General features: G+C 39.7%; 18 protein-coding genes. 11 read left to right on the top strand and 7 right to left on the bottom strand.

The window, feature by feature from the left end:
* Positions 1–178 precede the first annotated feature (178 nt).
* Entirely contained in the window at positions 179–670 is a 492-nt protein-coding gene (locus tag D0T85_RS05440; RefSeq protein WP_163211019.1) for a DUF3836 domain-containing protein, read from the top strand.
* A 205-nt stretch (positions 671–875) separates the two neighbouring features.
* Here the strand turns inward: D0T85_RS05440 and pckA are convergent, their stop codons facing one another.
* Together pckA and D0T85_RS05450 are read right to left on the bottom strand one after the other, a co-directional pair.
* On the bottom strand, positions 876–2483 hold the full coding sequence (gene pckA / locus D0T85_RS05445) for a phosphoenolpyruvate carboxykinase (ATP) (protein ID WP_163211021.1): 1608 nt from the start codon (positions 2481–2483) through the stop codon (positions 876–878).
* Between the two features lie 230 nt (positions 2484–2713).
* Positions 2714–3481 (bottom strand): hypothetical protein, encoded by a 768-nt coding sequence (locus D0T85_RS05450; RefSeq protein ID WP_163211023.1) that lies wholly within the window; start codon positions 3479–3481, stop codon positions 2714–2716.
* 846 nt (positions 3482–4327) lie between these two features.
* On the opposite strand from D0T85_RS05450, the gene D0T85_RS05455 reads away from it, so the two are divergent.
* Entirely contained in the window at positions 4328–4930 is a 603-nt protein-coding gene (locus D0T85_RS05455) for a DUF4294 domain-containing protein (protein WP_163211025.1), read from the top strand.
* Between the two features lie 3 nt (positions 4931–4933).
* On the opposite strand, the gene D0T85_RS05460 is transcribed toward D0T85_RS05455, so the two are convergent.
* The 5 genes from D0T85_RS05460 to aroQ all read right to left on the bottom strand — a co-directional run bounded on the left by D0T85_RS05460 (position 4934) and on the right by aroQ (position 9340).
* Entirely contained in the window at positions 4934–6160 is a 1227-nt protein-coding gene (locus D0T85_RS05460) for an FtsX-like permease family protein (protein ID WP_163211027.1), read from the bottom strand.
* Entirely contained in the window at positions 6157–6489 is a 333-nt protein-coding gene (rbfA, locus tag D0T85_RS05465; RefSeq protein WP_163211029.1) for a 30S ribosome-binding factor RbfA, read from the bottom strand. Before rbfA ends, D0T85_RS05460 begins: the two co-directional genes overlap by 4 nt.
* Before the next feature lie 122 nt (positions 6490–6611).
* Positions 6612–7232, bottom strand: a complete 621-nt coding sequence (locus tag D0T85_RS05470; RefSeq protein WP_163211031.1) for an O-methyltransferase — start codon at positions 7230–7232, stop codon at positions 6612–6614.
* A 99-nt stretch (positions 7233–7331) separates the two neighbouring features.
* Positions 7332–8786, bottom strand: a complete 1455-nt coding sequence (gene pyk, locus D0T85_RS05475) for a pyruvate kinase (RefSeq protein WP_163211033.1) — start codon at positions 8784–8786, stop codon at positions 7332–7334.
* A gap of 134 nt (positions 8787–8920) precedes the next feature.
* The gene (aroQ, locus tag D0T85_RS05480) at positions 8921–9340 is read right to left on the bottom strand and encodes a type II 3-dehydroquinate dehydratase (RefSeq protein ID WP_163211035.1); all 420 of its coding nucleotides are present in this window, start codon (positions 9338–9340) and stop codon (positions 8921–8923) included.
* 240 nt (positions 9341–9580) lie between these two features.
* Here aroQ and xerD point away from each other — a divergent pair, with 240 nt between their 5' ends.
* The 9 genes from xerD to D0T85_RS05525 all read left to right on the top strand — a co-directional run bounded on the left by xerD (position 9581) and on the right by D0T85_RS05525 (position 23394).
* Complete coding sequence (xerD, locus tag D0T85_RS05485) at positions 9581–10480, top strand: site-specific tyrosine recombinase XerD (RefSeq protein WP_163211037.1); 900 nt, start codon at positions 9581–9583, stop codon at positions 10478–10480.
* A gap of 152 nt (positions 10481–10632) precedes the next feature.
* The gene (locus tag D0T85_RS05490) at positions 10633–12330 is read left to right on the top strand and encodes a tetratricopeptide repeat protein (RefSeq protein ID WP_163211039.1); all 1698 of its coding nucleotides are present in this window, start codon (positions 10633–10635) and stop codon (positions 12328–12330) included.
* A 136-nt stretch (positions 12331–12466) separates the two neighbouring features.
* Positions 12467–12892 carry a PH domain-containing protein gene (locus D0T85_RS05495; RefSeq protein WP_163211041.1) on the top strand — a complete coding sequence of 142 codons (426 nt, stop codon included), beginning with the start codon at positions 12467–12469 and terminating at the stop codon, positions 12890–12892.
* 81 nt (positions 12893–12973) lie between these two features.
* Positions 12974–14317, top strand: coding sequence for a dihydrolipoyl dehydrogenase (lpdA, locus tag D0T85_RS05500; protein ID WP_163211043.1), 1344 nt, complete (start codon positions 12974–12976; stop codon positions 14315–14317).
* Positions 14314–15720 carry a D-alanyl-D-alanine carboxypeptidase/D-alanyl-D-alanine-endopeptidase gene (gene dacB, locus D0T85_RS05505; protein WP_163211045.1) on the top strand — a complete coding sequence of 469 codons (1407 nt, stop codon included), beginning with the start codon at positions 14314–14316 and terminating at the stop codon, positions 15718–15720. Before lpdA ends, dacB begins: the two co-directional genes overlap by 4 nt.
* Positions 15721–16132: 412 nt before the next feature.
* Positions 16133–18130, top strand: a complete 1998-nt coding sequence (locus D0T85_RS05510; RefSeq protein ID WP_163211047.1) for a DUF3857 domain-containing protein — start codon at positions 16133–16135, stop codon at positions 18128–18130.
* On the top strand, positions 18127–20004 hold the full coding sequence (locus tag D0T85_RS05515) for a DUF3857 domain-containing protein (RefSeq protein WP_239060647.1): 1878 nt from the start codon (positions 18127–18129) through the stop codon (positions 20002–20004). The genes D0T85_RS05510 and D0T85_RS05515 overlap by 4 nt, the downstream gene beginning before the upstream one ends.
* A gap of 156 nt (positions 20005–20160) precedes the next feature.
* The gene (rnr, locus tag D0T85_RS05520; RefSeq protein WP_163211049.1) at positions 20161–22308 is read left to right on the top strand and encodes a ribonuclease R; all 2148 of its coding nucleotides are present in this window, start codon (positions 20161–20163) and stop codon (positions 22306–22308) included.
* 378 nt (positions 22309–22686) lie between these two features.
* Positions 22687–23394 (top strand): succinate dehydrogenase/fumarate reductase cytochrome b subunit, encoded by a 708-nt coding sequence (locus tag D0T85_RS05525; protein WP_163211051.1) that lies wholly within the window; start codon positions 22687–22689, stop codon positions 23392–23394.
* The last annotated feature ends 16 nt before the right edge of the window (positions 23395–23410 follow it).

The raw sequence follows: 23410 nt of genomic DNA on the forward strand, positions 1-23410 counted from the left end.
AAAGCATTTTTCTGCAAAATCGCAATAAAATCACTACTAAAAGTACTACTAAAACAGGTAAAAACGGGCAAAAGTTTAACCTAAACCTAACGTTTGCTTAACCTAAAATTGTTTTTCCTTGCCATATCTTTGTCGTATAAAAATAAAACAAAAGTATTAATAAAAAAACGATAAAGTTATGAATCTATTTACAGCAACAATGGTAGCAGCGTCTATCTGGGCCGCAACAACAGGTATTGGTAGCAAATTTGCTTATAATGTAAAAACCGAAAACGAAGTAGTAACCGAACAATTTGTTTACAAAGTAGACGATAGCGGAAAGTATCTGACACAGCATTTAAAGTATAACTTCGAATATGATTCGGAAAACCGCTTAACACAGAAAACAACCCTCAGTTGGAATGCCTGGACAAACAAATGGGAGAACAGCAGGCGTCTTACTTACTCCTACAGTGACAATGTTTGCAGCATTGAATATGCCGAATGGAATAAAAACACAAACGATTTCTCAAAAATCTCGGAAAGAGTTTCATACTCCTTCGATAAAATGAATCAGTTAACAAGCTATCAGGCATTTAAGCTGAACGAAAAAACAAACGAATGGAATATGGTACAGAATCACGAAATCAATATCCCTCAAATAGACCTCTATTGGTTTGCTTTGAAATAATATTCAAGAATGGAAGGAGTTAAAGGGAGTTATCAGGAGCTTTGCTCCTTAGGAGTTATAGCTCTAAGATGCTTCAAACTTTAACTCCTTTAACTCCTAGCGAAGCGATAACTCCTTCCATTCTAAAAAATTGTTTTAGTTTTGATACTAAAAAGGGTGTGCCTGCGATAGGTACACCCTTTTTTTATTGTGAGATTATATCCTATTAAAGTTTAGGACCAGCAGCTACTAATGATTTACCAGCTTCGTTTCCTGTAAACTTAGAGAAGTTCTTGATGAAACGTCCTGCAAGATCTTCTGCTTTTTCGTTCCACTGAGCAGCGTCAGCGTAAGTATCGCGTGGATCAAGGATGTTAGTATCTACTCCTGGAAGTTCTGTTGGAACTACGAAATCGAAGTAAGGAATGGTTTTAGTTGGAGCTTTGTCGATAGAACCATCAAGGATAGCATCGATAATACCACGAGTATCTTTAATAGAGATACGTTTGCCCGAACCGTTCCAACCAGTGTTAACTAAGTATGCCTTAGCACCTGATTTTTCCATCTTCTTCACTAATTCTTCAGCATATTTAGTTGGGTGCAATGAAAGGAATGCAGCACCAAAACAAGCCGAGAATGTAGGAGTTGGTTCAGTAATACCACGTTCTGTACCAGCCAATTTAGCTGTAAATCCAGAAAGGAAGTAGTATTTTGTTTGTTCAGAGTTCAAGATAGATACTGGAGGCAATACACCGAATGCATCGGCCGACAAGAAGATAACTTGTTTTGCATCAGGACCTTTAGATACTGGCTTAACAATGTTTACAATGTGGTCGATAGGATAAGATACACGAGTGTTTTCTGTTACGCTCTTATCGCTGAAGTCGATTTTACCATCGGCAGCAACAGTAACGTTTTCAAGAAGTGCATCACGACGGATTGCATTGTAGATATCTGGTTCGGCTTCTTTGCTAAGGTTGATAACTTTTGCATAGCAACCACCTTCGAAGTTAAATACACCTTCATCGTCCCAACCATGTTCGTCGTCACCAATAAGAAGACGTTTTGGGTCTGTTGAAAGAGTTGTTTTACCTGTACCTGAAAGACCGAAGAAGATAGCTGTATTTTTACCTTCCATATCAGTATTGGCCGAGCAGTGCATAGAAGCCATACCTTGCAATGGAAGCAAGTAGTTCATGTACGAGAACATACCTTTTTTCATTTCACCACCATACCAAGTGTTCAGGATAACCTGTATTTTTTCGGTAAGGTTGAATACTACAGCAGTTTCTGAGTTCAAACCAAGTTCGGCATAGTTTTCAACTTTGCTCTTAGAAGCATTCATGATTACGAAATCAGGTTCGCCAAAGTTAGCAGCTTCTTCAGCAGTTGGGCGGATAAACATGTTAGTTACAAAGTGAGCTTGCCATGCAACTTCCATGATGAAACGAAGTTTCAAACGGCTGTTTGCGTTAGTTCCACAGAAAGCGTCAACAACGAACAGTCTTTTGCCTGAAAGTTGTTTTGTAGCCAAATCTTTAACAGCAGCCCAGCATTTAGCATCAACTGGTTTGTTATCGTTTTTGTATTCGTCCGAAGTCCACCATACAGTATCTTTGCTGGTTTCGTCCATTACGAAAAATTTATCTTTAGGAGAGCGTCCGGTGTAAACACCTGTCATTACATTTACGGCACCCAATTCAGTTACCTGACCTTTTTCAAAACCTTCTAAACCTGGTTTTGTTTCTTCTGCGAACAAAGTGTCGAAAGACGGATTGTGCACAATCTCAGTCACGCCGGTAATACCGTACTTGCTTAAATCTAAATTTGCCATTTTGTTTTTAATTAAATTGAGTTGATATAATTATTTATATTATAATCTATGAATGATTATCTTTCTGACAGAAATTGGCTGTGCAACCTCGGCACTAAACCGGGTACAAAAGTACTACTTTATGTGAGAAATGAATTCATTATTGGAGAAATTTTTCCCTAATTGAAGATGTTTTAGAATTAGATAACAATTACTGCAATCTGAATGTTGCAATTCCACTCATGACTCTTTCAATTCGATGCACTTTGCCTAAACTGTTCTATTTCCTTTTGTACTTTTTTCAATTCCTTTTGCAGTTTTTTCTGGTATCGTTTTTTGGTAACTGGGTTAAATTCCGATTCATCAAAACACAACAGATACTTAACACCACCCATTGCATTTATATCGTTAGCATCAATATTATCTCTTTTCATTAATTCTTGTTCGCTTCTGATTCTCCACAATCGGTACAATAGCTTGGCATTGGGCCCCATATTACCAGAGCTATAATTAAAAACCACAAACATGATATAGTTACCATAGGAGATATAGTCGTAAAACACATTTTGATAAGATCCCAATTCATTGGCATATCCCATAATAATAGGATAAGCAAAAGCATCTAAAGCAAATACGGCTTTCTTTAGGTCTTCTTCTATCAACGTATTTTTATGTGCTTCATTTTGTTCTTCGAAAAACGACAAATAAAGATTTCTTAAAGTATCGCCTATTGCTTTGTTTTTTCTATTTGATAAATCAGGCCATATCCGGCTTGCAGCAAACTGTAAAGCTTCGGGATGTTCATAAAGCAGGGTTGTACTTAGGTTCTTTTGTAATCGTTCAATGTTTTCGATCGTAATTTTTGCCTTTTCCCATTCGTTTGTTTGCACCATTGTTTGTTTTGCATAAAAAACCTGTGCCATAATAAAAAACAAAGAGATCAGGGTACCCACATAATAAAGATTTGGCAGCCAAACATTTACATTGAATATTGGTTTTTTCTTCTGTTCGTTTTGCATAGTTTCTATTCTATTTTCTACAAAGTTAGCACATTTCTAAGAAAAAGCACAGAACTCGGTTTAACATCAGGAGAAATGATGAGGAGAAAGACTGTTTAGCTAGTGAATCATTGCGATTGATTGCACATTCGTTGTAAATAGATTGATGATGTGTTGTACAACCACGGTTCACTCACTGTAGATAGAATGGAAAATGACAGCCTATTGATTTGATCAGAATATGCAACACGGTTTATATGCAATTACACCGTATATGCATTTTATTGCCATGAACCAGGAAAGAAAAGTTCCAACAAGCGAAAGGTACAAAAAAGCAACGGTCGTTGAATTTCGTTGCAACAAAAGAAAAGAAGAGAAAAGAAAAGAAAACATCAGTAGAAAAATATAAAAAAGAAACTGCTGCTGATACTCTAGTTGAGAGTTGAAAGTTGAGAGTTGAGAGTTCCATGCGGCATCGTAACTCTCAACTCTCAATTCTCAACTCTCAACTACTGTTACAAATGAACTGCATTTGCACCCTGAATGAACTGCATTTGCATGCTAAATGAACTGCATTTGAGGTATAAATGAACTGCATTTGAGGTGCAAATGAACTGCATTTTTTGATTATCCGCGTTCGTCCACGTATCCATACCATGGCAATTAGAAGCGATATTTGAGGGGTTTAGAGCTCCTAATGAATAATTAAATGACAATTTTTACCATTTTCGACCAAAATAAACCAAAATTGACCAAAACCTGCATGCCCCAATTGGCGGCTTTGTATCTTTGCTGTGTCCAAAAAGGATAATGGTAAAAAAACTTAAGCAGTGAAGCACTTAATAATTAATCATCTATTTTTGTAGTATGAACAAATGGTTTAACTTACTGATTCTTACTCTATTTGCCTGCATCTCTTCTCTTACAACCATGGCACAGAATACCCAAAGCCCCCAAGCCTTTAAGGTGCCCATGTGCGTTTACGAGGGAGATACCATTCCCTGTGTACAGCTACGCGATGTGTACATATTTAAACCAATGATCTTTAAAAACGAAAAAGAGAAGAGAGAATATGATAAACTGGTGCGTAACGTAAAAAAGACACTTCCTTTATCACGCGAGATATATCGGATAGTATTAGAAACATACGAGTACCTGCAAACATTACCCAATGAAAAAGCTAAGAAAAAGCATATAAAGGCTGTTGAGAAAGGACTGAAGGAACAATATACCCCAAAAATGAAAAAGCTTACCTTTTCGCAAGGCAAGTTACTTATAAAACTAATCGACAGGCAATGCAACCAATCTTCTTACGAACTTGTAAAGGCATTTATGGGACCGTTTAAGGCTGGATTCTATCAAACTTTTGCTGCCCTTTTTGGTGCCAGTTTAAAGAAACAGTATGACTCGCAGGGCGAAGACAGAGTAATTGAACAAATTATTTTGCTGGTAGATAATGGACAGATTTAATACCTACAGTAACCGCTTACTAAGATACCTAACCGGATACCAAACAGAAACAAAGCCTACTAGGAGCACAGTAACAAACACCAGCAAAATGTCTCCAGCACGCACACTGATGGGGTAAGCATCGACAAGGAAACTTGTTCCTGCCTGGCCTAAAGTTATAAAGCCAAATTGCTGTTGAAGCAAGCATAATATAACACCAACAACTATGCCGGCCATTGCTCCGAAAAGCGATATCATCCAACCTTCCAGCAAGAAGATGTGGGTAATCAGTTTATCGGATGCCCCCAACGAACGCAAGGTAGAAATGTTTTCGCGCTTATCGAGCATCAACATAGATAACGAACCAATTACATTGAAAGAGGCGATAACAAGAATAAGAATAAGGAACAGGTAAGATATATACTTCTCTATCTCCATAATCTTTAATGTTTCTTTTTGTTGTTCGTACCTGTTGAGTACAAGAAACTCTTCGCCCAGTTCTTTTTCTAATCTGGATTTAAAAGAAGGTAGATTTACCCCATCGGCCAGTTTTAATTCAATGGCAGACACTTCGGTTTCGTAATTGAAGAGATCACGGGCAAACTCCATGGAGGTAAGAATATACTGACCATCGTACTTGCTTTGGTTTACAATAAACAAACTGCCCGATGAAAACAGATAACCTTTTTTAAAGGCCGACGACGGATTAGCTATATTTATGCGCCCCTCACGCCGTGGAGCATAGATAACAAGCGGATCAACAAACTTTACTCCTGTACCCAACATAGATACAAGTTCAATACCCATAGTGGCATAATCAACAGCCTCATCGTGCAGTACAAGTTTATTGTTACCATGCATAATGCTTTCTATTCCGGATAGTTGTGCAAAGTTATCATCTACCCCTTTAATAATTGCCATAGCATGCCTGTCTTTGTATTCAACCATCGATTGTTCTTCGAGGGTATGGGTAAACACAGCTACCTCGGGCATAGAAGCAATGCGGGTTATCCGGGAATCGCGGCTATCGAAAACCTTTCCTGTTTTAGGAAGTATCTTGAGTTCGGGGTCGAAAGCACTGAAGAAACTTGCTGTTACATCTTGAAAACCATTGAACCCCGACAATATACATACCATAGCCAACGCCGCCAGTGCCACCCCGCAAACCGAAATGGCAGATATTATGTTGATGGCATTGTGCTTCTTTTTAGAAAAAAGATATCGCTTTGCTATGTAATATGGCAGATTCACTTCAGCAGAGAATCAATCTTTTCAAGGTAGTCTAACGAATCGTCCACAAAGAATTTAAGTTCGGGGATGATACGAAGCTGGTGCCGTACACGTGTACCCAATTCGTAACGAATGGATTTTGTGTTTTCGTTGATGTTAGCTACAATCTCTTCGCCTTTCTCGGATGGGAATACACTGAGATATACCCTGGCTATACTAAGGTCGGGACTGATGCGAACAACACTTACCGAAATTAGTGTACCTTTCATTGCTTTAGTTTGCTGAAGGAAAATATCTCCTAGTTCCTTTTGAAGCAAACGAGCAATCTTATTTTGTCTGGTAGTTTCCATATATTTGAGTTTTGAGTTATGAGTGTTGAGTAAGAAGTAAGAAGTAAGTAGTAAGAAGTAAGAATGCGATGCCGCATGGATTCTTACTACTTACTACTTAATTCTTACTTCTTACTCAAAACTCATAACTTTTTAATTATCGTTAACCCATCCCGTAGCGGAAGTATTACCTTCTCTGTTCGGCTATCGGCCGCTACATGGTCGTTAAATTCTTTTATACCAATAGTTTGCCTGTCGGTGGGGTGAGGTTCTTCCAGCACATGTCCATCCCACAGGGTATTATCGGCAATGATATATCCGCCTGGCGATAAATGTTTCAGCACCATTTCGTAATATTCTACATACTTCCTCTTATCGCCATCAATAAAAGCCAGATCGAAAGTGACTCCCAGTTCCGGAACCAGTTCAAGGGCATCACCAATGTAGAATTTTATTTTATCGGCAACAGGAGAGTTTTCCAGCCACGGCCGTGTAAAGTCTTCCTGTTCATCATTTATCTCAAAGGTATGCAATAATGCTCCATCTTCCAAACCTTCGGCAAGGCAAATAGCAGAATATCCACTATATGTACCTATTTCCAATACCTGCCGCGGACGAATCATGGAGACAAACATCTTCAATATCCGTCCTTGTAAATGACCGGAAGCCATGCGGGGCCTCAATAACTTGACGTGTGTGTCGCGATACAAAGCCTCCAGATAAGGTCCTTCGGGGTCGATATGCTGTTTTATATACCTTTCCATTTTGAGTTATGAGTTTTGAGTTATGAGTTTTGAGTTATGAGTTATGAGTTTCGATGCCGCATGGTACTCAAAACTCATAACTCAAAACTCATAACTCATTTATCTTTGTGTAAAAGTCGGCAACAAGTATTTCTCCTCATTGGCCAACACCTTACTCACTGTATTTATTTCGAGGAAAGTAGTGCCACCACCTTCGCCGAAGCTTCCGCTTAAGTAGGCTACACGGTCTTCCACGCCAATACGTTTGCTATCAAGTAATTCGTGAATGGCTTTGAAGAAATAAGTACGTGCGTTCTCTGTTTCTTCCAGGAATATAGGTAATACCCCATACGAAAGGGCCAGTAAACGCATTGTTTTTTCTTTGTAACACATAGCCATTACCGGATAACGACCACGGAAAGCAGCAACATTACGGGCAGTGCGTCCGGTGTAACTGTCGGTAATAATAGCCCGGATGTTTATTTTTGCTGTAGCCTTAACTGCTTGTTTGGCTAAGAAAGCAGTTACGTCCTGACTGTCCGGATCGAGTGGGATACGGATATCGTTTTCCGACAATTTATCTTTCTCTGCCTCTTCGGCAATTTGTGCCATAGTACGCAAAGCCTCTACCGGATATTTACCATAAGCTGTTTCGCCGCTAAGCATCAACGCATCTGTGCGGTAATAAATGGCGTTAGCAATATCGGTAACCTCGGCACGGGTAGGCCGTGGATTGTTTATCATTGTATGCAACATCTGCGTAGCTACAATAACGGGCCTTTTTGCCAGTACACATTTACGGATAAGCACACGCTGTATTCCCGGAATTTTTTCCTGTGCTACCTCAATACCCAAATCGCCACGGGCAATCATTATACCATAAGCAACTTCAAGAATCTCATCAATATTGTCTACTCCCTCCTGATTCTCAATCTTTGCAATGATTTGTATATCGCTGTTATGCTCATCGAGTATTGCCTGAATATCCAGAATGTCTTGTTTAGAACGTACAAACGAATGGGCTATGAAATCAATGTCTCTTTCAATAGCGTATAAGATGTTTTGCTTGTCTTTCTCTGTTAACGATGGCAGATTGATTCTTACCCCTGGTACATTAACACTCTTGCGACTTCCTAGTTTAGCCTGATTCAATGCTTCGCAAACCAGGTAATCACCCTGTTTATCAACCACGCGTAAATCAAGGTCACCATCATCAATAAGTATATCATCGCCTACTTTTACATCTTTAACAAAGTCGGGGTACGATACACAAATACACTCGCGTGTTGTTTTTTGATTTGGGTTTCCAATAACCTTCACCATTTCGCCTGTTTCAAAAACAATAGGCTCATCTAAAACAGTGGTACGTACCTCTGGTCCTTTTGTATCCATCAATATGGCAATCTCGTTGGATACAGCACGAGTGTTGTCAATAATCTTATCCAATCCTACCTTATCCAAATGTGCAGTGTTCATCCGAACAACATTCAATCCTTCGTGATAAAGGCGGTTCAGGAACTCTACTTCACATCTTTGATCCGAAATAGTAGCTACAATTTTTGTATGCTTCTTCATACTCTCAATACCTATTTAAGTTTAAAGTTCTAAGTTTTTAAGTTTTGAGTGATGAGTGATGAGTTTTGAGTAATGAGTGATGAGTTTTGAGTACCATGCGGACTCATTACTCAAAACTCATTACTCATAACTCATCACTCAAAACTCAATATGGCTAGATGATAAGATTTAAGGCCGAATCCGCAGATTACTCCTTTGCATACTCCTGCAATCATAGAGGTATGCCGAAAAGATTCGCGGGCATGAACGTTCGAAATATGTACTTCAACAACCGGAGAAGTAACTGCTGCAATAGCATCTCTGATGGCAACAGATGTATGGGTATAGGCACCAGCGTTCAACACAATACCTTTAGCCTCGAACCCATATTGGTGTATTATGTTAATCAGTTCTCCTTCCGAATTAGATTGATAATAGTCAAGTGTAACATCAGGAAATTGTGCGCGCAGAGTCTCCAAATATCCTTCAAATGATTCATCGCCATAAATGGAAGGCTCTCTTTTACCCAACAAGTTAAGGTTGGGGCCGTTAAGTATTACAATTCTATTTTCCATAATTTACTAATGTGACTAATGTGCCAATATGCTAATGTGCCAATGTGGCTAATGTGTCAATTACTAATGTGATAATGTGAACAATTAATTAATTATAATAATGTTTTATGCAATTTATTGCTTAACATTGCGCAGCCAATTAGCACATTGGCATATTGGCACATTAGCATATTAGTAATTGGCACATTGGCATATTAGCCACATTGGCACATTATCAGCGTGCAAAGGTAGAAAAAAATAATGAAAACAGATTCATTAGTAAGGATGTACCAACAGTATCTTAAGTTGGAGAAGGGTTTTTCGGTAAATACCCTCGATGCTTATATGCGCGATTTGGACAAGTTATTGAGCTTTTTGCAAACCGAAGATATTGAAGTACTTAATGTAACTCTTGACGATCTGCATCGGTTTGTTGCCGGATTGAGGGATATTGGCATACATGCCCGGTCGCAGGCGCGCATCATATCGGGTATAAAATCATTTTTCAACTTTCTTATTCTGGGAGATTATCTTGAGGCCGATCCTACCGAGTTGCTCGAAGGACCCAAAATTGGCTTTAAACTTCCGGAAGTGCTAAACCTCGAAGAAATTGATACTATAATTTCATCTATCGACTTAAGCAATACATACGGACAGCGAAACCGGGCCTTAATTGAAACTCTTTACAGTTGCGGGTTACGTGTATCGGAACTATCAAACCTTAAACTTTCCGAACTTTATTTTAATGAGGGATTTATTAAAGTAGAAGGCAAAGGAAACAAACAACGACTTGTGCCCATATCGCCACGAGCTATCCGAGAGATTGAACTTTACCTGATTGATAGAAACCAGATAACTATTAAACCGGGGTTTGAGGATTTTCTTTTTCTAAGCAAACGCGGAAAGAACATTTCGCGCATCATGGTTTTCCACATCGTAAAGCAACTTACCGAAGAGGCAGGAATTATAAAAAATATCAGTCCGCATACTTTCCGCCACTCTTTTGCTACACATCTGTTAGAAGGAGGTGCCAACCTGAAAGCCATTCAGGCTATGCTGGGACACGAGTCGGTTGCTACCACAGAGATATACACACACATAGACCGGAATATGTTGCGGGCAGAGATTATTGAACATCATCCGCGTAATAAAAGAAGGTAAAAAGCGGCCTCTATACTCTTTTATATTCTATTAGTAAATTTTTCATCTCAATATTTACAAAAAAACCTAAAATTCAATATCTTTGCGGGTAATGTGCAACCGTATAAACCAGGAAACACAAATATTGTATAATCTTAATTTACAAAAAGACAATGATGAAGAAATTCTATTTCCCGTTGCTTGTAACAGTGATTGTTGCAATGTCATCATGTAGCAGTAAGATGGGCGAACTTCCATCTGACTATTTCACCACCACTCCACAAGTTCTGGAAGCCATAGGAGGCCAGGTACCAGTAACAATAAATGGAAAATTTCCTGAAAAGTATTTTAATAAAAAGGCAGTTGTTGAAGTGACTCCCGTTTTAAGATGGAACGGTGGCCAAGCTAAAGGACAAACCGCTGTTTTTCAAGGTGAAAAAGTGGAAGGAAACGACCAAACCATTTCGTACAAGATGGGTGGTAACTACACTATGAAAACATCTTTCAACTATGTACCCGAGATGGCTAAGTCGGAATTATACCTTGAATTTAATGCAAAGGTAGGCGATAAATCTATCGCAATACCAGCGGTAAAAATAGCCGATGGTGTAATTGCTACTTCCGAACTGATTGGTAACACATTGAGCTCTGCTACTCCGGCTACTGGGCACGATACTTTTCAACGTATCATTAAAGAAGCTCAACAAGCCCATATAATGTTCCTTATTCAACAAGCCAACTTGCGTTCGAGCGAATTGAATTCGGAAGATATTAAAAAACTGAATGAACAGATTGCAGCAGTAGATGCAGCTCCTAACAAAAAAATCAGCAACATTGAAGTTTCTGCTTATGCTTCGCCCGATGGTGGAGTAAGCCTGAATACCAAGCTGGCCGAACAACGCGAATCGAATACTACCGATTATGTAAACCGTCAGTTGAGAAAAGCTAAAGTTGATGCTGCCTTAGAAGCCAAATACACAGCTCAAGACTGGGAAGGATTCCAGGAACTTGTTTCAAACTCAAACATTCAGGATAAAGAACTTATTTTACGCGTTCTTTCAATGTACAAAGATCCTCAGCAAAGAGAACAGGAAATAAAAAATATTTCATCTGTTTACAAAACGCTGGCCGATGTTATTCTTCCGCAGTTAAGACGTTCACGCCTTACCTTGAATTACGAGATCATTGGTAAGTCAGACGATGAAATAAGCAACCTGGCAACAAACAATCCTGCACTGCTCAATATTGAAGAACTTCTTTATGCTGCTACTTTAACCAACAACAGCACAAGACAAGAAGCTATCTATACACAGGCAACCAAACAATTCCCCAAAGACTATCGTGCATTTAACAACTTGGGTAAACTGGCTTACGAAACCGGCGATCTGGCTAAAGCCGAATCGTTTGTGAACAAAGCTGCTTCTTTGAAAGCCGCTCCCGAGGTTAATATGAATCAGGGTCTTATTGCTTTGGTAAAAGGAGATAAAGCAAGTGCCGAATCTTACTTCGGAAAAGCATCGGGAACCCCTGAACTGAACGAGTCATTGGGTAACCTGTATGTTGCACAAGGACAATACCAAAGAGCAGTAAACTCATTTGGCGATGTTAAATCGAACAGTGCAGCCTTGGCTCAGATTCTTTCTAAAGACTATAATAAAGCAAACAATACACTTTCGAATATTGAAAAACCGGATGCATATACCGAATATCTGAAAGCTGTATTAGGCGCAAGAACTAATAATACTTCAGCTGTTATCAGTAGCTTAAAAAAAGCAGTTCAGCAAGATTCTTCATTAGCCAAAAAAGCTGCTAATGATATTGAATTCGCTAAGTTACTTACCAACTCTGATTTCGTAAGTATTATACGATAAAGTTTTTCATAAACTTTTTTACCATGTAAGGATTGGGTTGCGCGATGTAACTCAATCCTTTTTTTATTATCCAAATACTGATTTATGCAGAATAAAATCCATACATTTGTATAGCATTTATATGAATTACTAAAGAATGAACCGTACTTTTCATGCCAATATAACATGGTATCAATATGTTTACCTTGTATTAATAGGGTTACTTGCTTTCTGGATGCTTTGGATAAAAGCCATTCTGTTGGCCGTTTTGTGTATGTTGCTACTTGTTTTTCTCATTGAGCGATTTATCCATACCACCTACACCATTACCACCGATAATTTATTAAAAATCTATTTGGGACGGTTTGCTAAAATCAGGCCTATCAGGATAGAAGATATCATTACCATAGAACGCCGACAATCACCCTTGGGTAAACTTACCAACACTAGTTTTGTTTTAATTCAATATGGAATAAATAAATACGTCTCTGTACTTCCGGTAAAAGAAGCAGAGTTTATTGAATTACTGGAGAAAAATAGATATCTACTTCGAACACAAAAACACACAGATACAGAGTCTTAAATACTGCATGAAAGTTTAAAACTCTGTGCCTCTGTGTCTCTGTGTTCGAAATTGTTTAACCAATTAAATAAATCAAAATCCATGAATTACGATGTTGCCATAATTGGCGGTGGACCTGCCGGTTATACAGCTGCCGAAGCTGCCGGTAAAGCCGGATTAAGTACTGTGTTGTTCGAAAAACAAAGCCTGGGTGGCGTTTGTTTGAACGAGGGTTGCATACCAACCAAAACGTTGCTGTACTCTGCAAAAACGTACGACTCGGCCAAGCATGCCTCGAAGTACGCAGTTACAGTTCCCGAAGTATCTTTCGATCTGTCTAAAATAATTGCCCGCAAAACCAAAGTGGTGCGTAAACTTGTGATGGGTGTAAAAGCCAAACTCACTGCTAACAATGTTACCATAGTTCAGGGAGAAGCACAGATAGTTGATAAAAACACCATTCGCTGTGGCGAAGAAACATATCAGTGCACAAATTTGTTAATATGCACAGGATCCGAAACAGCCATACCACCAATAAAAGGGGTTGAGTCCGTTCCGTACTGGACACACCGGGATGCTTTAGACAATAAAGAACTTCCCCAATCAATAACAATTGTAGGAGGTGGAGTGATAGGGATGGAATTTGCTTCATTCTTCAACAGTCTTGGTGTGAAGGTAACAGTTATCGAAATGCTTGACGAGATTCTTACCGGTATGGACAAGGAACTGTCGGCTGCATTGCGGGCCGATTATGCCAAACGCGGCATCAGTTTCTTGTTGAACACACGGGTAGTTTCTATGGAACAGCAAGCCGAGGAAATTATTGTTACTTACGAGAATGCCGAAGGACAAGGAAGTGTACAATCGGCCAAACTGATTCTGAGTGTTGGTCGCCGACCGGTTACCAAAGGTTTCGGATTAGAAAACCTAGGCTTAGAAACCACAGAACGCGGAACGGTTATAGTGAACGAAAAGATGCAAACATCTGTACCCGGAGTATATGTTTGTGGTGACCTTACCGGTTTCTCACTGCTTGCACACACAGCCGTGCGCGAAGCAGAGGTAGCTATTCATTCTATTTTAAAGAAGGATGATAAGATGAGTTACAAAGCCATTCCCGGAGTAGTTTATACCAACCCCGAAATTGCCGGAGTAGGCCAAACAGAAGAGAGTTTACAGGCTAAAGGTATAGCCTATAAAGTGGCTAAACTACCCATGAGCTATTCGGGTAGGTTTGTTGCCGAAAACGAAGGAGTAAATGGCATTTGCAAAATAATAATGAGTGAAGACGAAACCATTCTGGGTGCCCATGTATATGGTAACCCTGCATCAGAAATTGTAACGATAGCCGCTATGGCAGTAGAGTTAGGCATGAAAGCCGCAGAATGGAAAAAGATTGTATTCCCTCACCCAACTGTAGGAGAAATTTTTAGAGAAGCATTATGAGAAAAACAACCCTGTTGATAGTTCTATTTCTTATTGGTTTGTCCCCGGCCTGGGGACAAACTGGTTTACAACAACGCCTTGATAAACTGATCGAAGAGTTTTTACCTCCCGGATCGGAGATAGGTGTTTCGGTTTACGACTTAACCAGTAAGAAACAACTCTATGCATACAGGGATGATAAGCTGTCGCGTCCGGCATCGGTTATGAAACTGCTCACCACCATTACTGCACTCGATCTGCGGGGCGGCACAGAGCCTTTTCAAACTCATGCATGGTACAAAGGTGTAATTGAACAAGATACACTGCACGGTGATTTATATGTTGTTGGAGGATTCGATCCTGAGTTTGGAGACGCCGAAATGGACACACTTGTAAGCAGAGTAACCACTCTGCCCTTTTCTGTTATAACAGGAAAGGTATATGCAGATGTTACCATGAAAGACTCGCTGTATTGGGGCAGCGGCTGGGCGTGGGACGATACACCTTCTTCTTTCCAGCCCTATCTTTCGCCCCTGATGTTTCACAAGGGGATGGTTAAGATTACCGCCACCCCTACCATGAAAGGCGATACGGCATCTGTTGTGGCCGAACCTGTATCTTCATTCTATACACTTGTAAACCAAACCGAGAGTCGCACGCCGGCTGCCGGTAAGTTTGTGGTATCGCGCAACTGGCTCGAAAACGGCAACGAAATTGTTGTAAAAGGTAATGTAGCCAGCGAAAGAACCGGCGAAGTTAACATCTACCATTCGCAGGATTTTTTTATGCATACATTCATTGAACGCCTTCGCAATGATAGTATTGAGGTAGATAACATTTATGGCTACAAAGAGTTTATGGCAGACTCAACAGCTGTACTTATTACCCGGTTAGATTGTCCCATACAAAATGTATTAAGCCGGGTAATGAAAAAAAGCGATAACTTAAGTGCCGAAGCATTACTGTACAGGCTGGCTGCACAGTGCGAAGGGCGCAAAAGGGTATGTGCCGATGATGGACTGAAAGCTATAAACAGATTAATACAAAGAATTGGTCATAACCCCAAAGACTATAAAATAGCAGATGGATGTGGCTTATCAAACTATAACTACCTTTCGCCTGCGCTATTGGTGGATTTTCTTAAGTTTGCCTATTCGCGTACCACAATATATCAATACCTGTATAAAGCTCTTCCAACTGCCGGTGTAGATGGTACCTTGCAAAACAGAATGAAGGGAGAGTCTATTGCCCGCAAAAACGTATTTGCAAAAACCGGATCGTTTACTGCAATCTCCACACTGGCCGGTTATGCCAGAAATTCGAAAGGAAACGATATTGCATTTGCTATAATGAATCAGAATGTTATAAAACTGGCCGATGCACGCAAATTGCAGGATAAAATTTGTGAGATACTTTGCGAGTAATGAATTTAGTCGAAAGTCTCTATAAAACGCAAAGGTCAAATTTTATTCATTCGTAAATCATTACTATTTTTCATGCAGCAAATCGTCATTTCAAAATGCTGCATTTCGCATTGATGAAATGCTGCATTTTGAAAATTGCCTATAAAATCAACTCTACAGCGCGTATAACAAGGGTAACCGCAAGTATTTTTCATATTTACTGCTTTTTTAAGGTCGTGAAACAATTAAACAAGAGGACGTGTATTGGAACGTTATTTTATTTCCTGCTTTCACGCTTTCGCGCCTTCCTGCTTTCGCGCTTCACGCACTTCGTGCACCTTTGTATTAAGAAAAATTTGCTTTTTCATTTTATATTTATACCTTTATAAACTGGATTAGGCAACCTTATATATAACAACAAACGATAAAACGTATGAGAACAAAAGCTAAACAAATGATGCCTCTGATCATTTGCATCCTATTCACTACAATTGGCCTGCATGCACAACAAATTAGTACCCGTTATGGCAAAGTAACCAACGAAGAGTTGGAAATGACAACCTACTTACCCGATACCGCCGCAAATGCAGTGGTTATCTTTCACAAAGGCGAAACCAGATACGATTATGTACAAAACGGATTTCGCATTACATCATCTTTCGAAAAGAAAATAAAAATATTAAAAACCGAGGGAGCGAAATATGCTGACATAGTGATTCCTTTTTATAGCAACGAAAGCGAATTACGTCGTAAAGAAAGTATTATTTCTATTGATGCTGTAGCATATAATATGGAGAACGGCAAAGTTGAACGTACTAAAATGAAGAGCGAGTATGTTTTCAGAGAAAGAGTTAACAGCAATTATATGCAGGTTAAATTCTCCATCCCGGCAGTAAAAGCCGGCACAGTGATAGAGTACAAATACAAGCTGCTTTCCGATTATATCAGTTCCATAGATCCCTGGGAAGTTCAGGAAGAAATCCCTGTTATGTTTAGTCAATACGATATTGTTATTCCTGAATACTTTAAATTCAATCTCGATATGAGAGGTGGAGTAAAAGTACAAACCGAAGATAAAACCGTACCGCTTACCATTAGCTTGGGCAATGGCGAACTGTTGAGGTTGGATGGGCGGAACATGATTTTTACAGCCAATAACGTTCCATCTCTGAAGGCCGACTCGTATGTGTGGTGTCCGGAAGATTATACTTCTCGTATCAATTTCGAGCTACATGGTGTGCAATTCCCTCACGATATATACCGTTCTTTTACCAGCACATGGGAGAAAATTGATGAGCAACTATTAGAATACGAAGAGTTTGGGAAATTACTGAGAATGAAGAACCCGTTTCAGGCCGAAGTCTCTGCTTTGCCATTGGGAAACCTGTCTACTGACGAAAAGATATCTTTAATTCATGTACTGCTGAAACAAAAAATGTCGTGGAACAAAAAATATGCTATGTATGCCACCGATATTAAAAAAGCAATAAAAGAAGGTACAGGAACCAATGCCGAATTGAATTTTGTATTTATGAGTATGTTGCGCGATGCGGGTATTCAATCGGTACCCTTGGTTATGAGTCGGCGCAGCATGGGCTTTTTGCCACTGGCTCATCCTACAATGAGCAAATTGAATACAATGATAGTGGGAATTCAGAATTCGGACACCACCATGGTGTATCTGGATGGTTCTGTTGAACACGGATACATAAACACGCTACCGCCAGTATTGATGACCAACCAGGCACGCGTGATAAGTAAAAACCCCGGAAATAAATGGGTTGATTTAACTAACCTCGGAAAAAGCCAGCTTCGTGTAATGAGTAATATTGTAATTAATGAAGATGGAAGCATTACTGGTGATAGGAAAGCTTCGTATATTGGACAATATGCAGCCGAATACCGGCAGAAATTTAAAGATGCCAACAATATGGATGATTTTATTGAAAAGCTGGAAACAAAACACAACCTGAAAACAACAAACTTTAAACACGAAAAGCTAGAAGCTTTCTCGCCCGACCTTACCGAGGAATTTACCTTTGAAAAAACATCCGAAATGAGTGGAGATTATATCTACCTGAATCCATTTATTTTTAAACATATCAGCGAAAACCCTTTTACGCAAGAACAACGACAATTGCCTGTAGAATTCCCTTATGCTCATACGTTGCGCATAATGAACTCAATAACCATTCCCGAAGGATTCGAAATTGAGGAATTACCTAAAGGACAGAGCATAAAACTTAATGAGAACGATGCCAGTTGCAGGTATCTTGTGCAACAATCGGATAACAAGATAGTGATTAATTATACTTTTTCATTGCAGAAAACTTTTTTCGTACCCAACGAATACGAGCAACTGCGAACCATGTATATTACCTTAAGCGAGAGAAACAACGAAATGATTGTACTTAAACGAAAATCAGAATGAAAAAGCAGATAATTCTTGCATTTGCCATGTTTTCTTTTTGCGTTAACGGATATTCGCAAGCCATAAGCAACATCCCTGCCGAACTATTAGAAAACGCATACTCGGTAGTTGTGAATAACGAACTTGAATTTGTATGCGAATCGAACAGAAACGGCGTGCATAAAGAAACATATATCGTAACCATCCTCAACGAGAAAGGAAAAAATGCCGGACATTTTTTGGAATATTGCGATAAGTACACTTCGCTCCGCAAGTTCTCGGGCGAGGTTTTTGATGGAACAGGTAAAAGCATCCGCAAAATAAAGAAATCCGATTTGCAAATGAGTGAATACTCAAACGGATTGTCGACCGATGATTATATGTACTTTTACGAATGTAATGCCCCTTATCCGTACACCGTAAAATATGAGTGGGAAGTAAAACGCAATGATGGGATCATCTCCTATCCCATATTTGCCCCACAAACAGATTTCAACCAATCGGTTGTAAAGGCTACTTACCGGTTGATAGCAGCACCGGGCATCGAACCCCGTTACCATGTTTTTCATTCCGGCAACAAACCTCAGGAAACAAAGGTTGCTAATGGAACTCAATACGAATTAAGTTTCAATAACTTGAAAGCATACGAATCCGAGTCTTATGGCCCCTCATTAACCCAACTCAGCCCTTATGCTTTTTTCAATCCTACAGATTTCTTTTTCGATAACACTACAGGAACCATGAAGTCGTGGCAGGATTATGGAGTATGGGCATACAAGCTACTCGAAAATCGCGATGCATTACCAGCCCCTTTCCAACAACGGATTAAAGATATGACTGCAAACTGCGAAACGAATAGAGAAAAAGTAAAAGTGCTGTATGATTTTCTGGCCAATAACACCCGGTATGTAAGTATCCAACTGGGTATTGGCGGGTTTCAGCCCATCCCGGCTATGGATGTTAACAAAACCGGATTTGGTGATTGCAAAGGCTTATCTAATTACCTGAAAGCCATGCTCAATGTGATAGGCATTCCTTCGAACTATACAGAGATAAGCACGCGTAACCGTCGCATAATGAAAGATTATGTAAGCCTCAACCAAACCAACCATGTAATATTACAGGTTCCCCTTGAAGGAGATACACTTTGGCTGGAATGTACCAATGCTAAACTTCCTTTTGGCTATGTTCATAGTGATATTGCAGGCCACGATGCGATATTGATTACAGCCACAGGTGGCCAATTCTGCACACTTCCCTCTTATCCGGATTCGCTGAATATGCAAACCACTGTTGCCGAAGTAGTAATAGATGCCACTGGTAAAGCAATTATTGATGCCAAACAAACATCCTACCTTGCGCAGTACGAAAATACAATTGGTATTCAACAACTGGAACCTACCAAACAAAGAGATCGTATACGGGCAGGCATAAGTTTATCGCAGGCCACAGTAAGCAATCTGCAAATAACAGAACACAACAGTAACAACCCCTCTGTTGAATTAAGTTATAAGATCGATACTAATCAATACGGAAATAAAACAGGAAACCGTTTGTTTGTTCCTACTAATATATTCAGGCGCGGGTTTAAGAATCTGCCCAAAACACGGCAACACGATATCTATGTAAAATACGGCTATCTGGATACCGATAGTATCAACATAACAATTCCCGAAGGATATACAGTAGAGTCGCTAGCTGCACCATTTATTCTTGAAGGTAAATTTGGTAAGTTCGAGGCTATTCACAAGAGAGAGGATAATAAGCTAACCATTATTCATCGGCTTTACTTCAAATCCGGTAAGTATTCAAAAGCAGAGTATGGGCTGTTTAATGCGTTCTGTAGCATGATATCCAAACAATATGATGGAAAGATTGTATTGAGAAAAGAATAATACAAGATTATTTGTTTACTTTGTATATCTGATTCTTTTTTGAACCACAGAGTTCGCAGAGTTACACAGAGTTTTAAGTTTCCATGCGGCATCGAATTAAAAAACTCTGTGTAACTCTGTGAACTCTGTGGTTCAAAAAAATAAATAAGTAATAATATGGCAAAAAAGAAAGAAAAGAAAGCCGGTAAAAGGATGAACAAGAAGCAACTTGCTGAAAAGTTAATGCAATTCTTCTCGGAGAGGCCCAACGATGTATTTAGCCTGAAATATATATTTTCGGAATTGAAGTTAACCACCCATCCGTTAAAGATGCTCTGCATAGATATACTCCATGATATGCGGGCAGATGATTATATAGCCGAAATTGATAAAAACAAATTCAAGTTTAACAGTCACGGCAAAGAACTGGTTGGTACCTTCCGCAGGAAGAGTAACGGCAAGAACTTTATTGTACCCGAGGAAGGTGGAGATCCCATCTTTATAGCCGAACGAAACTCTGCACACGCCATGAATAACGACAAGGTGCGGATTATGCTATTTGCTAAACGGAGAAACCGCGATGCCGAAGGCGAAGTGATTGAGATACTGGAACGTGCCAACGATACCTTTGTGGGCACATTAGAGGTTGCCAAATCGTATGCATTCCTGGTTACCGAAAACCGCACACTGGCCAACGATATTTTTATTCCCAAAGAAAAACTTAAAGGGGGTAAAACAGGCGACAAAGCCATTGTAAAAGTGGTTGAATGGCCCGATAAAGCCAAGAACCCAATAGGGCAGGTTATCGACATTCTGGGTAAAGCCGGCGATAACACTACCGAGATGCACGCTATTCTGGCAGAGTTTGGTTTACCTTATGTATATCCGAAGAATGTTGAAACAGCAGCCGATAAGATTTCGGACATCATTCCGCAGGAAGAAATTGATAAACGCGAAGACTTCCGTGGGATAACCACCTTTACCATCGACCCGCGCGATGCCAAAGACTTTGACGATGCTTTATCCATCCGCAAGCTGAAAGATAATTTGTGGGAGGTGGGTGTACACATTGCCGATGTAACCCATTATGTAAAAGAAGGCGGAATCATTGACCGCGAAGGCGAAAAGCGTGCTACTTCTGTGTATCTGGTAGATAGAACAATACCGATGTTACCCGAACGCCTTTCGAATTACATCTGCTCCCTGCGTCCGGATGAAGAGAAGCTCACTTACTCCGTAATATTCGATATCACCGAAAAAGGCGAAGTAAAAGATTTCAGGATTGTACACACCATCATTAAGTCCGACAGAAGGTTTACCTACGAAGAGGCTCAACAAATTATTGAAACCGGCGAAGGCGATTTTAAAGAAGAAGTATTAACCCTCAATATGATAGCGAAAGCTCTGCGCGAAAAACGTTTCTCAAGTGGTGCTATTAACTTCGACAGGTATGAAGTGAAATTCGAGATTGATGAAAAGGGTAAACCTATCAGTGTATATTTCAAAGAGGCTAAAGACTCTAACAAGCTGATTGAAGAGTTCATGCTTTTGGCAAACAGATCGGTAGCCGAAAAGATTGGTAAAGTTCCCAAGAACAAAAAACCGAAAGTATTTCCTTACCGCATCCACGATTTGCCCGATCCGGAGAAACTGGATAACCTGGCACAGTTCATTGCCCGCTTTGGTTATAAAATCCGCACAAGTGGAACCAAAACAGATGTATCTAAGTCTATCAACCATTTGTTAGATGATATTCAGGGTAAGAAAGAAGAGAACCTCATTGAAACCGTATCCATACGTGCCATGCAGAAAGCCCGCTACTCTGTAGAAAATATTGGGCATTACGGTTTGGCATTCGAGTATTATACGCATTTCACATCTCCTATTCGCCGGTATCCGGATATGATGGTGCACCGGTTGCTTACTAAATACCTGGATCAGGGTGGCCGTAGCGTATCAGCTGTGAAGTACGAAGAGTTATGCGACCATAGTTCGAACATGGAACAGATTGCCGCCAACGCCGAACGCGCTTCCATCAAGTATAAACAAGTTGAGTTTATGATGGATAAGGTGGGGCAGGTATACGATGGTGTTATCTCGGGTGTTACAGAATGGGGACTCTACGTTGAACTAAACGAGAATAAATGCGAAGGCATGATTCCTATCCGCGACTTGGATGATGATTACTACGAATTTGATGAAAAGAACTATTGCTTACGAGGCCGCAAGAATAAACGAACCTATAGTTTGGGTGATGTGATAAGTGTTAAGGTTGCCCGGGCAAATCTGGAAAAGAAGCAACTGGATTTTGCGTTGGTGGACTAAACAAGAAAGATAAGCAATTACCCCGCAAGGGGTAAACTTTTAATAACCCCGGACAAGCACATTTGAAACGCAGATTAACGCGGATTAACGCAGATTGAAATATAAATAATTAAATAATCTGCGTTAATCCGCGTTAATCTGCGTTTCAAATATGCTTGTCTGGGGTTGCTCTTACCAGAGCAATTAAAGATGTTAGTAGAGAACTTAACAACCCTGCCCGATGGGGTGATGGCTTATTATAATTAACCCTGACTTTATTAAAGAAATATTTCTTTAATCCTTTGTTTAATATATCTATTTCCTGTACTTTTGCGCATAATTAGGTGTACGTAAAAAATTTATAGTTCTAACAATTAAATAATTTAAAAACGATCATTTATGTGGTTAATTAATTCATCTGTGGGAAGGAAAGTGGTGATGAGTATCACTGGTATCGCACTTGTCCTTTTTCTAACCTTTCACATGGCGATGAACCTCGTTGCAATTATTAGTCCAAAAGGTTACAACTGGATTTGCGAAATGTTGGGAGCAAACTGGTATGCGCTGGTGGCTACTGTTGCCTTAGCCGGTCTTGTTGTGCTTCACTTTATCTATGCAATTTGGCTTACATTGCAAAACCGCACAGCACGCGGAAACGAACGCTATGCAGTAACAGCACGCCCAAAGAAAGTAGAGTGGGCATCGCAAAACATGCTTGTACTAGGATTTATTGTTGTTGTAGGTTTACTACTACACCTTTTTAACTTCTGGTTCAAAATGCAGTTCTCGGAACTTCAGGGTATTCACACTGCCGTTGAAAATGGTGGAATAGCCCCTACCGATGGTGCAGGATTTATTCGTTACACATTTAGCAACCCAGTATACGTTGCTCTTTATGTAATTTGGTTAGTTGCTCTTTGGTTCCACCTGAACCATGGTTTTTGGAGTGCTTTACAAACGCTTGGCTGGAATAGCAAAGTATGGTTTGAACGTTGGAGAATTACATCTAATGTTTACTCAACCATCCTTATATTAGGATTTGCTTCTGTTGTTGTAGTGTATTTCTTATGTGCGCTAATAAACGGCAATGTTGCTTTGGCTTGGTAATCGTAAATTGTAAATC

It is taken from the genome of Bacteroides sp. 519 (assembly GCF_010500955.1).
GTDB lineage: Bacteria > Bacteroidota > Bacteroidia > Bacteroidales > Bacteroidaceae > Bacteroides.